The following is a 12,291-nucleotide window of genomic DNA, read 5'->3' on the forward strand; positions in this document are numbered from 1 at the left end:
GAATATGTATTTGCATACCGGAAAATCCCGAATATATCTAATTCATTATCAGCAATAAGCGGGACATTAAGGGCAATTTCATCTTGAGGCGGGAGCCCGACAATTGCTAGTTTTCCGCCACGTTTCACAGCCTTTAACGCCGATCTTAACGCATGTGGATTACCAGCTGTTTCAAAGGCAACATCGACACCTTTTCCATTTGTAATTTGCAAAATCTGTTCATTTGGATCTCCATTCGCAATATTAATGGCATGAGTAGCACCTAATCTTTTCGCTGCTTCAAGTCTATTCGCTTCTAAATCTGTCACGATGATGTTTGATGCACCGAAGGCCTTTACCGCCGCAACAGCTGTTAAACCTACAGGCCCCATTCCCATTATCGCAACAGACGAGCCTGGTTGTAGCTGAGAGCGCTTTGAGGCATGGATGCCAACGGAAAATGGTTCGACTAATGCAGCCTCTTCAAAAGATAGCTCATCTGGGATCGGAAATAAAAAATCCTCCCGATGTTTAAGATACTGGACAAATGCACCATCGATAGGTGGGGTTGCAAGAAATTCTACATCTGGACAAAGATTGTATCTTCCCTGCTTGCAATATTCACATTTACCACATGTAATCCCTGGTTCAATTGCTACCCGATCACCGATCTTAAACTTTGTTACCTTCTCCCCGATAGCAACGACGATGCCTGCACATTCGTGACCTAGAATAATCGGTTTTTCAACAACATACCGGCCAATTCTCCCATGTTCATAATAATGAATATCTGAGCCACATACCCCAACAGCCATCACCTTTACAAGTACCTCATCACCTTGAACGCCTGGAACGTCCATTTCCTTTATTTCTATTTCAAAAGGTTTATTCATGACAGCTGCCTTCATAACAGCTGGAAGTTCATGTTGATTCATTTATTTTCTCCTCCCCTTTGTTTAATAGTGTATTCGCTTTCATTATATGGTGTTTAGTAGAAACATGAAAGGAAAAAATGTACTATTTTAGTATAGTAGAAAAGCGCAAGCGTCATCGTTCACTTCAGACAAACAAGGTACAAGAGGCTGTTGTGGCTTGTAACCAGAAGGATTTCTATACCAAAACTAAGTACACATAAACTTTTCTTTTCAGTATAAAACCCCTACAGATGAACTTCTATAGGGGCATGCTTCTATCTTATCTTTTTGCTAAAACCTCTTCCTCATATTTCTTTACGTCCTCTAACCAGCTTTCCTGTACCGGAACTCCCATTTGCTCACAGTAGTAGTCCCAAATAGCACCAAACGGATAGGATTTGAATTCTTCAATGAGTGCCAATCTTTCTGTGAAATTGCCTTCATCCTGTAATTTCTTTAAGTGGTCATTTGGCATTAATAATGCATATAGCAATGCTTTAATCATATTGCGAGTACCGATTGTCCATGCTGCGACACGGTTAATGCTTGCATCGAAGAAGTCTAAGCCGATCATCACTTTATCTAACGCATTGTTTCGCACAATTTCAAGGGCTATTTCTTTAAGTTCGTCATCAAATGCAACGACGTGATCACTATCCCAACGAACAGGGCGTGAAACATGTAGAGCAAGCTTATCACTGTAAAGAAGCATTGCCGAAATTTTGTTAGAAACGACTTCTGTTGGATGATAATGTCCTGTATCTAATAAGCATAGTTTATTATTTTTTAAGGCATAGCCTAAATAAAATTCATGTGAGCCGACAACATATGATTCAGAGCCAATGCCAAATAGCTTGCTTTCAACCGCATCTACGTTATACTTCTCATCAATGTCTTCAGCAAAGATTCTGTCGAGAGATTCCTTTAAACGTACTCTTGGTGTTAGACGGTCACTTGGTACATCCTTATAGCCATCCGGGATCCAAATATTCGTTAACGTTGGTGTTCCTAATTCCTTACCGAAATATTCCCCGATTTTGCGACTTGCAATACAGTGGTTAATCCAATATTCTCTTATTTCAGGATCAGGGTGTGATAATGTTAATCCGTCTGCAGCCTTTTCATGGGAAAATAATGTTGGATTAAAATCAAGTCCTAGACCATGCTCCTTCGCCCAGTTTACCCAGTTTTCAAAATGCTTCGGTTCTAATTGGTCACGTTCGACAGCCTCACCATTTGTTTCCGCATAAATTGCATGCAAATTCACACGGTGTTTTCCTGGAATGAGGGAAAGTGCTTTTTCTAAATCATTTCTAAGCTCTTCAGGAGTTCTTGCCTTCCCAGGATAATTACCAGTGACATCGATACCGCCAGATAATTCACTTTTATTTACTTCAAAGCCACCAATATCATCCCCTTGCCAGCAGTGAATTGAAATTGGTACGCTTTTTAACGTTTCAATTACGTTATCTACTTGAATTCCCCATTTTTCATACTGTTTTTTAGCAAGCTCAAAGCTTTCTTTCATTGTCATTTTTTCTTCCTCCAATACTAGATTTTTATACATTAAGCGCTTTATATGTTTTTACCTCAAATGAGTCTTTAATGATTTTTCTTGCTTCGTCGATATTTGCTATTTCCCCTAATGCCATCAGCTGTGCAACAAGATTGCCGATTGCCGTCGCCTCAACTGGCCCTGCATACACTTCCTTTTGCAACACATCAGCTATTAATTGATTAAGCATTTCATTTTGGCAGCCACCACCAATAACATTGATTTTGGAATATGTTTTTTCAAAGATTTCTTCTATTTCATTGATGGCATTTTTATAGCTTTCTACTAAACTTTCATACACACATTTTGCTAACTGTCCTGGTGTTTCTGGCACCTGCTGCTTTGTTTCCAAACAATATGCTTGGATTTCCTCAATCATATTGTCAGGTTTAAGAAATCGATCATCATCAACATTAACGATTGAGTGAAACTCGGTTTCAGAGCGAGCAAGCTCAACTAGCTCAGCAAAGGAGTACCGGTCATCATAATTTCGTTTTACCTCTTGAATCATCCATAGCCCCATAATATTTTTGAGGAAACGGAAGCGATAGTCGAGTCCACCTTCATTCGTAAAATTATATTCCAATGCTTTTGGAACACAGATTGGGAAGTGGTTTTCGACACCGATTAACGACCATGTACCAGAGCTTATATAAATTGTATCCTCCAGTTCAGGAACAGAGATCACTGCTGATCCAGTATCATGTGTTGCAGGAAGAATGACCTTCATATCAAAGCCAAACTCAGCTACCAACTCCTCAGATAAGGTTCCAAGAATTGTTTTTGGCGGCTTTATTTCGTGAAATATGTCCCTATTGATGTCTAATTCATTTAATAGGTCTGCATCCCAATTTTTCGTAAATGCATTGACTAGCTGAGTTGAAGTTGCATTTGTATATTCATTTGCCTTTTTCCCTGTTAATAGAAAATTGAAATACTCTGGTATCATTAAGAAGCTCTTTGCTTCTTTTAATACTTCAGGAGATTTTAGCTTTAACGCATATAATTGATAGATGGTATTAAATTTTTGAAATTGGATTCCTGTTTCTAAATATAGTTTTTCTTTAGGAATTTTCTTAAAAACCTCTTCCATTACTCCATCTGTTCGCGGATCCCGATAGGCAACAGCATCTGTTACTAGCTGATTTTCGTCATCTAATAAGACAAAATCAACAGCCCATGTGTCAATCCCGATACTTTCCGGCTTAATGCCTAATGAGTTACATGCTTTAATTCCTGTTTTTATTTCTTGAAATAACCGTTCAACATCCCAACAATAATGGTCACCTTTACGGATGATGTTATTTTCAAATCGATGTATTTCATTCAATTTAAGCTTACCATTCTCAAGATGCCCAAGAATTAACCTTCCACTTGATGCACCGATATCAACAGCTAAGCTATATGTACTCATTTAAACACCTCCATTGAAAACGTTTCCTTTATTCTATAATAAAAAATAACGACATATAATCCTATATCGTGGTTCAACATATTTTTTGTCCTTATTTGCAAAAAATCCACAAAAACGAAAAAGGCTATCAAATCCGCTTACTTATATGGGATAGATAGCCTTTTCTTTATTATTTTTGTCCTGTTTTATCACGATATTTTTTCGGTGTATAACCATATTTGCCTTTAAACACACGATAAAAATAACTGATATTTTCATAACCAACCTGCTCAACGATCGCAGTGATTGATAATGAGGTATTTTCTAATAATTCCTTTGAGACAGTTAGTCTTTTTTCTTGGAGCAATTCCTTAAACGTATAATTTGTCGCCTTTTTGATTTGTTTGCTTAATGCATAATGTGGCTGCTTTAATCTATTTGCAAGGTCATATAATGTAGCATCCTTATAATGCTCTTCAATATATTTTAATGACTCAACGATCGTTTGATGTTTTCCGTCATTTTCCTTATATTTCACTTTATCTAAATGTTTAATAAGCTCGATCATAAAGAGACCCATATACAATTTGATCGTTGATTCAGACATCATCGAAGGCCACATCATTTCTTCAATGATTTTTTTGATGAGCTCTTGAATGCTTTCTACCTTTGAAACAGCAAAATAAAGATATTGCCCATTTTGCGTATGGTTAAATAAGCTATTCACTAAGAAGTTACTTAACAAATTTTCGGTCGTTAAATAGGAGAAGATAAACGAAAAAAACTCTGGGCGGATAATAAAATTAATAATGATATCCTCTTCTCCACATGCCTTTAGCTCATGCTCAATATGTTGATTTAAAAAGAGTAAATCACCCTTTTTCAAGGTGAAATTCTCCGTTCCAACCGTTTGATGAAGCTCGCCATTATAAACATAATTCACTTCAATATAATTATGCTTATGCTTTGGAAAATCAACGAAGCGAGTATGCTTGCGAATCATAATCATCGTATTATTGTTAAGAAATTTTTCACTTTCAACGATGAAATGCTCCTGGCTTGTATATAGCTCCTTTTTCACTTCTTTTTTCTGCTGGAGCATGAGCTTTTCTTCGTCATTTAATTGTAATAACTCCGTAAATAGGTCAGCTCCCATTTCCTATCCCCTCTTTGTCAGCAAAGCTAGCTCATTTACTAATCTTCATCACAATGCCTTTTTCCTCAAATATCTTTTGATCGTTTGCATAGATTTTTTCATCTGTTAACACACATGATACTTGCTGAATATCAGCAATATGAGCAAAAGTTCGTACCCCAAACTTAGTTGAATCTGCCATTACAATCGTTTCATCAGCTATGAGCATCATTTGTCTTTTTAATAATGCCTGCCATTCATTTGAGTCGCTCAAGCCACCTTCAATATGGACGCCCTTACATGAGATAAATGCTTTATTGACATGATACATATTTAATGAACGTTCAGCTAATGGTCCAACATATGAGAGTGATTTAGATAATAGCATCCCACCTGTTGAAATCACCTTAATCTGTTCTTTTTTACTTAGTTCAATTGCAACCTTAATTGAATTCGTAATAACGGTTAATGGTATATCTGGCATTTCCTTCGCCATATACCATGTTGTCGTACTTGCATCTAATACGATTTGATCATTTGGTTTGATGAGCTTAACCGCTTCAATGGCAATTGCCCGTTTCTCAGCAGCATTCGTAATTTCTCTTTCCATATAGGAAACCTCTGCTTGTTCATCCTGAATGCTAACTGCACCACCATGACTTCGGCGTAAAAGATTTTCCTTTTCAAGCTTTTCTAGGTCACGCCTTATTGTTTCTTCTGTTACATGAAAGAGTTTACTTAGTTCTGTCACTCTTATGCTTAATCTTTCATTTACTACATCAACGATTTTTCGATGTCTTTCTGCTACAAGCATTTCTTATATTAACCTCCTGTTCACTCACAATGAGGAATGTTCAATCATGGATAGAGCTTACTTGCACGATTTGCTTGTAGGCTCTTTATTAATTATGACATAATCTATTATTTGCGTATAGCATATGAAAATGGAATTTATGAAGCGTTTCCAAATAGGGTTTATAGGTTATTAAAAATTTGTTTTTACACTCTTTGTTACTACGTGAATGTTCCGCTTACGATATCCATTGACTAATGGTTCATTAACTTGGTAAAGCTCGTTGTCCTAAAATTCCCACGTTGCTGGACTTTGCAATGAGTTTTCTTTGGAGTTCTTCTCCCTTAGGAATCTCATCGCTAAAAACGATAACTACGTTTACAGTCTTTTCTAAAACTAGTCATTTCATGATACAAATGAAGGTGCAATAGTCGATTGCTATTACACCTTCATTTTCGTTTCAGATAAGATAAATTTCTAGAGCTGTTCGTTCTTTGCCTTCTAGCTTCTTGTGTTTATGCTTTTCAAGGCACTTTTTTCTATTATCTAGTGAATGCTGCAGGTACTCCACCGTCAACTGTTAGCATACATCCTGTTGTGCGATCAGATTTAGAAGAAGCAAAGAATAAAATCGATTGTGCGATATCTTTCGGATAGATATTAACCAATAATGTTGTACGCTTGCGATAATGTTCTTCTAATTGGTCTGGGTGAATACCGTATGCTGCTGCACGTTCTTCTCTCCAGCTTGAGCCCCAAATTGCTGAACCCTGTAACACAGCATCTGGAAGAACAGAGTTAACGCGAATACCATATTGACCGCCTTCAGCTGCAATACATCTTGCAAGATGAGTTTCCATCGCCTTAACAGAGCTATATGCTGCTGCATTTTTTCCAGCGTAAACTGAGTTTTTAGAGCCGATAAATACCATATTTCCGCCGACACCTTGTGTTTTCATTTGCTTGAATGCTTCACGTGCGACAAGGAAGTACCCTGTTCCTAGCACATTCATGTTTAAATTCCATTCTTTAAGTGATGTTTCATCAAATGGACTTGATGTAGCAAGACCTGCATTGTTAACGATAATGTCAACACCGCCGTATGTTAATGCTGTTTTTTCGAATGCTGCTTGAACAGCTTCCTCACTTGTCACGTCCATTTTTACTGCGATTGCACGGCCTTCACCGTATTGTTCATTAATTTCAGCTGCAACCTTTTCCGCACCTTCGATATTAAGGTCTGCAATAACAACATGTGCACCTTCTGCGACAAATTGGCGACAAGTTTCACTACCAATTCCACCTGCTCCGCCAGTTACAAATGCTACTTGGCGAGAAAATTCTGCTTCAGCTGGTGCTAAAGATAATTTATAAAGCTCTAATGGCCAATATTCAACATTGTAAGATTCATTTTCATTTAATGATACAAAGTTTCCTAGAGTCGTAGCACCTTTCATAACCGCAATTGCACGATGGTATAAAGCACCACTTACATTAGCCATTGCTAATGTTTTCCCTGTGTTCACCATACCGATACCAGGGATTAGAATAACACGTGGAGCTGCTTCAGAGATTTTGTCTCCTTCGTTTTTGTTACGCTCAAAATATGCTTTGTATTCCTCTTTAAAGCTTTCAACACCTGTTTTTACTTTTTCAATTAAGCTAGCAACATCCTCTTCTTGCGGATTCCAATCGATATATAGTGGCGTCATTTTTGTATGTACTAAATGATCAGGACATGCAGCGCCAACCTGTGATAATTCCTTCGCATTGTTGCTATTTACAAATTGTAAAACATCTTCTGCGTCATCATATGTTAAAAGCATTTTCTTTTCATCACTAACTGCACCACGGATAACTGGCATCACTTGAGCTAGGACGCTTTTACGGTCTGTTTCTGAAAGAGCTTCATATTTTTGTCCGCCAAATGCCTTTTCCTCTACTAATCTAGTTTGAATGTATTGCTCTGCCTCATTAATGATTGAAATTGTTTTTTCATAGCTTTCTTCTGCTGTTTCTCCCCAAACGACTAAGCCGTGTTTTTCCATTAACACTAATTCTGCATTTGGATTGTTTTTAACACCTTCTGCAATCATTTTAGAAAGAGTAAATCCTGGGCGAACATATGGTACCCATACGAAGCGATCCCCGTAAATTTCCTCAGCAATTTGTCGGCCGTTGTCTGCACAGCATACGCTAATAATTGCATCTGGGTGAGTATGGTCAACATGCTTGAATGGTAGGAATGCATGTAATAATGTTTCGATTGATGCACGTGGATGCTTGCTATCGATCATGCAATGAGCTAGATAAGCAACCATTTCTTCATCAGACATTTCGTCACGCTCGATTAATGGACGGATATCCTCCATTCTTAAACCAGTGAAATTATGTGCCTTCATTGTTGCTAAGTCCGAGCCGCTTCCTTTTACCCACATGACTTCAACATCACGGCCGCGGAAGTCCTTCTCAATTGTTTTCATTGAAGTGTTACCGCCACCCCAGTTACATACAGAACGATCAGATCCAATAAGATTTGAACGATAAACTAATTCCTCCACTCCCTTTGGTAATGTTGCCGCTTTCTCTTTATCCCATAAACTTTTAACCATTTTTGTTTCCTCCTCTATATTGTTTGTTTATCTCTTTTTTCATATTTGTTTATCTGTTTTTGATTATACATTATGTTTGTTTATTTTTGAATATCTTTTTTGTTTATTTTTGAAATTTATATTTATTTTGACTGTCAACATATGCTCACACTCTACTTTTCTAAAAATCAAAGAAAAAAGCATACTAGCTCACTTCAGTTTGAGTTTCGTATGCCTTTATTTTTGTTTATTTATCCTCCACAACAATATACGTCGCTTTTATCGGCCCGTGGACACCCACAATCAAATTTAATTCAATGTCAGCACTATTGCTTGGTCCTGTAATAAAGTCTATACATGAGGCAATGTTTTTGCCTTCTTCCACTTGCTTTTGGATCATTGCTGTTGCTTGTGTCATCCGCGGTACTAATGTACTTTTTGGGATGATCGCAATATATGTTTTCGGAAGAAGACTAACCGTTCTTCCTTTATTTTCACTGCTGAAGAGGACGACTGTTCCTGATTCTGCTAAGGTGATGTCACTGTATGTGATGCCGACATCTGCCTTTTCCGCTGCTTCGATATTTTTTTCCATAAGGGATGGATCCCAAATGTGGACAGCTTTTCCTTCCGCTGGCCACTTCGTTTGCAGGTGGTTTAAAAGAGCAAACTCCTCATGACGAGGGTCATTCCAAGTGACAACACGATTGACCTCATATTGTGTAAATACTTCTTCAATTACTTGTAGTAGTCCTTCAGCCTTCGTTTCAATAAATTGCGTATGGATTACTTCACAATGCTTCTTTAACACTTCCACTAATTGATCTTGAGTAGCATCCTTTAAAACATCATATTGTGGAGCATGCTTCCACACAGGTTTTTGAACATCCTTCTTCCGCTCGCGGCCAAGCTTAGCTGCCAGTTGATTTAAAAATGGTTCGCGACCAATGATTTGCCCTTGTGCCAACTTACTCGCCACCCTTCTCACGCTTTTTATACCAATCTCGAAATCTTTCTTTATTCGGTGCTGGGAAATCACGAACATCTGTCCATGGCTTTATAGGGCCTGGCCCCTTTTGAATACTGTTTCCTCCGGTAAATGGCGCCATGACGGTTGATGCAGATTTTGTTCCTGCCTTATATATAGCTGGGTTGCTTACAGCTAACTGATAGCCTTTCATTGCAAGCTTTTCAGCGAATGGAGACTTCTTTTCATCCTCAACAATCTTTCTTCTATGCTTTATGAGCAATTCATGCAGAGGAATTTTTACCGGACATGCATCTGTACATGCTGCACATAAGCTTGATGCATAAGGTAATTCCTTATAATCCTCATAGCCTCCTAGCAACGGGGTTAAAACCGCACCAATTGGACCTGCATAAATCGAGCCATATGAATGACCACCGATATGACGATACACTGGACATACGTTGACACATGCAGCACAGCGGATACAGTGAAGAGCACTTTGAAATTCTGTACCTAATATATTTGAACGACCATTATCAACAATGACAAGATGAAACTCTTCCGGACCATCAACATCCCCATCTTCCTTTGGGCCTGTTAATCCAGTTATATAGCTCGTTAGCTTTTGCCCAACAGAGCTTCTGCATAATAAACTAACTAAAATATCAAGCTCTTCCCATGTTGGCACAATTCTTTCCATTCCCATCACGGTAATTTGCGTCTTCGGTAAAGCGGTTACAAGTCCAGCGTTCCCTTCATTTGTAACAAGACTAATCGATCCGGAATCTGCTACAGCAAAATTACAGCCTGTTATGCCTAAATCAGCACTTAAAAATTCCTGACGCAGCTGTTCTCTAGCAAAAAGGGCAAGCTCTTCAGGGACTTCCGATTTTTGATAGCCGCGCTTTTCCTTAAAAGTATCACGGATTTGTTCTTTGTTTTTATGAAGTGCTGGTACAACAATATGTGATGGTGGATCATGGTCATCAAGCTGTAAAATATATTCACCTAAATCCGTTTCAATCACATCACATCCAGCCGCTTCCAATGCAGCATTTAAGTGGATTTCCTCCGTCACCATCGATTTCGATTTAACGATTTTCTTCGCTTGCTTTTCTTTGACAACCTTTGTTATATATTCATTTGCCTCTTCCTTTGTTGTCGCAAAAAATACATGGCCACCGCGTTTTATCACGTTTTCGCTAAGCTGCTCTAAATAATAATCTAGGTTTTCAAGCGTATGTGTTCGAATTTCTTCCCCGAGCTTACGCCATTCCTCCCAATTTCCTAGCTCATCTGCTGCCGCTAATCGCTTACCTTGCATTCGTTCCTGCGCAGATGCAACCGCATTTCGCATAAATGAATTATTAACACCTTTATCAACCCGTTCAAAAAACTTGTCATCACTGATTTTCATCGCCATGCTTTATTTCACCTCACTATTGAGTACTTCTGCAATATGCATCACTTTTATCGGCTTTCCTTTTCGGTTAATCCGTCCACCTATGTTCATGAGACAGCCACAGTCTGCACCGATTAATATTTCTGCTCCTGTTTCCTCAACATGCTGAACCTTCTCATCAACCATTTGCTCAGAAATCGGCACCATTTTCACCGAGAACGTTCCACCAAAGCCGCAGCAGTCATGACTATTCGGCAGTGGCTTTACATCCAAGCCATCAACATTTTCCAACAGCTTCAATGGTGCGTCTTTCACACCTAATAGCCGTGTCATATGACATGATTTATGATACGTAGCACATGCTGGTAAACTAGCATTGACGTTTTCTACCTTTAATACCTCAACAATAAATTGAGTTAATTCATATGATTTACTTGCAAGCTTTTCCGCCTTTTCCTTCCAAACCGGCTCATCCTTGAAGAGATGCCCATACTCACGGAGCATTGCAATACATGATCCAGACGGCCCAACAACATAATCTGATGCCTCGAATGTCTTAATCATATGCTTGGCAACTTCCTTCGTTTCCTTATGATACCCACTATTATAGGCTGGTTGACCACAGCATGTTTGCTGCTCAGGGAAATCAACCTCACACCCAAGCTTTTCTAATAATTCGACAGTATGCTTCCCTACATTTGAGTAGAAAACATCTGCTAAACATGTAATAAAAAGAGAGACTTTCAATCTAGTAACCTCCTTCATAGAAACTAAATCCTCAACTACTTTTCTTGATTATACTACTTTTGTTTTTGTTTTAACACCCGTTTTTGTTTGTTTTTATTTATTTTGATTTGTTTGTTTTGTTTTTATAGAAAATGTGAGTATGAAGTTAGTTGTTTTGGAGTTTTTTTAAATAATCCGAGAAATGCAAAATGAGGGAATAACTCCTTCCCTAAAGATAATGTCTACCTCAAGGTTAGGAGTTAATGATTTAATCCACTACTTTATCCCATTTGATGAGTTTTTCAATAAAAACGGATAAAAGCACACCTACAATAAACCCATTACCAAAAAGCGGCTGTAAATAGATTGGTAGGCTAGTAAATACTTCGCTATCTAGCGTCATAATCGATACCCCTACTAAAATAGGAATCGCTAATCGATAAATCGTTTTCGATGAAAATTGGTAGCCGTTTAAGCTTTTTATCGACGTTCCAAATAGTTGAAGATAAGCAACAAATAAAACCGCATTTCCGACTGTAATCGGTAATGTTGCTAATAATGAGCCTAGGGCTGGAATGATTCCAAGCAGAACCATCAATCCCCCACCTACTAGAAACGGCCTCTTATTTACCATTTTCGTACTTTCCAAAAATCCAATAGATGATGCATATGGCGAATAGGAGATTAATCCGAAGACCGGTGCTAGTGCTGCATATAAACCTGTTAATAAATAAGAGCTTTTATATTGATGACTGCTCGCTGTCTCGTTAAGTATTTTTGACGTCGCTTCAACTGTTGTTCTCGTATTGCTTAAATTAACTAAACAGCCAAGA

The 12,291-nt window shown here is 38.1% G+C and carries 10 protein-coding genes; all 10 read right to left on the reverse strand.

Annotation, left to right across the window (positions count from 1 at the left end; translation table 11 throughout):
• The coding region (locus tag HU235_RS12740) for an NAD(P)-dependent alcohol dehydrogenase (protein WP_174880445.1) at nucleotides 1-914 on the reverse strand (914 nt) is incomplete at its 3' end.
• A 259-nt stretch (nucleotides 915-1,173) separates the two neighbouring features.
• Complete coding sequence (gene rhaA / locus HU235_RS12745) at nucleotides 1,174-2,427, reverse strand: L-rhamnose isomerase (RefSeq protein WP_095299517.1); 1,254 nt, start codon at nucleotides 2,425-2,427, stop codon at nucleotides 1,174-1,176.
• Nucleotides 2,428-2,452: 25 nt separating this feature from the next.
• Complete coding sequence (gene rhaB, locus HU235_RS12750) at nucleotides 2,453-3,862, reverse strand: rhamnulokinase (protein WP_174880446.1); 1,410 nt, start codon at nucleotides 3,860-3,862, stop codon at nucleotides 2,453-2,455.
• A gap of 169 nt (nucleotides 3,863-4,031) precedes the next feature.
• Complete coding sequence (locus HU235_RS12755; RefSeq protein ID WP_095299515.1) at nucleotides 4,032-4,997, reverse strand: AraC family transcriptional regulator; 966 nt, start codon at nucleotides 4,995-4,997, stop codon at nucleotides 4,032-4,034.
• Nucleotides 4,998-5,028: 31 nt separating this feature from the next.
• Entirely contained in the window at nucleotides 5,029-5,790 is a 762-nt protein-coding gene (locus HU235_RS12760; RefSeq protein WP_174880447.1) for a DeoR/GlpR family DNA-binding transcription regulator, read from the reverse strand.
• Nucleotides 5,791-6,311: 521 nt separating this feature from the next.
• The gene (locus tag HU235_RS12765; protein WP_095299513.1) at nucleotides 6,312-8,381 is read right to left on the reverse strand and encodes a bifunctional aldolase/short-chain dehydrogenase; all 2,070 of its coding nucleotides are present in this window, start codon (nucleotides 8,379-8,381) and stop codon (nucleotides 6,312-6,314) included.
• A gap of 226 nt (nucleotides 8,382-8,607) precedes the next feature.
• Entirely contained in the window at nucleotides 8,608-9,327 is a 720-nt protein-coding gene (locus tag HU235_RS12770) for a LutC/YkgG family protein (RefSeq protein ID WP_217451442.1), read from the reverse strand.
• A 1-nt stretch (nucleotide 9,328) separates the two neighbouring features.
• Nucleotides 9,329-10,753, reverse strand: coding sequence for a LutB/LldF family L-lactate oxidation iron-sulfur protein (locus tag HU235_RS12775; protein ID WP_095299509.1), 1,425 nt, complete (start codon nucleotides 10,751-10,753; stop codon nucleotides 9,329-9,331).
• 3 nt (nucleotides 10,754-10,756) lie between these two features.
• On the reverse strand, nucleotides 10,757-11,479 hold the full coding sequence (locus HU235_RS12780; RefSeq protein WP_095299508.1) for a (Fe-S)-binding protein: 723 nt from the start codon (nucleotides 11,477-11,479) through the stop codon (nucleotides 10,757-10,759).
• Nucleotides 11,480-11,726: 247 nt separating this feature from the next.
• Nucleotides 11,727-12,291, reverse strand: a 565-nt coding sequence (locus HU235_RS12785; protein ID WP_174880448.1) for a purine/pyrimidine permease, incomplete at its 5' end; no start/stop codon positions are given.

Source organism: Metabacillus niabensis (genome assembly GCF_902829255.1).
GTDB classification, from domain to species: Bacteria; Bacillota; Bacilli; order Bacillales; family Bacillaceae; genus Metabacillus; species Metabacillus niabensis.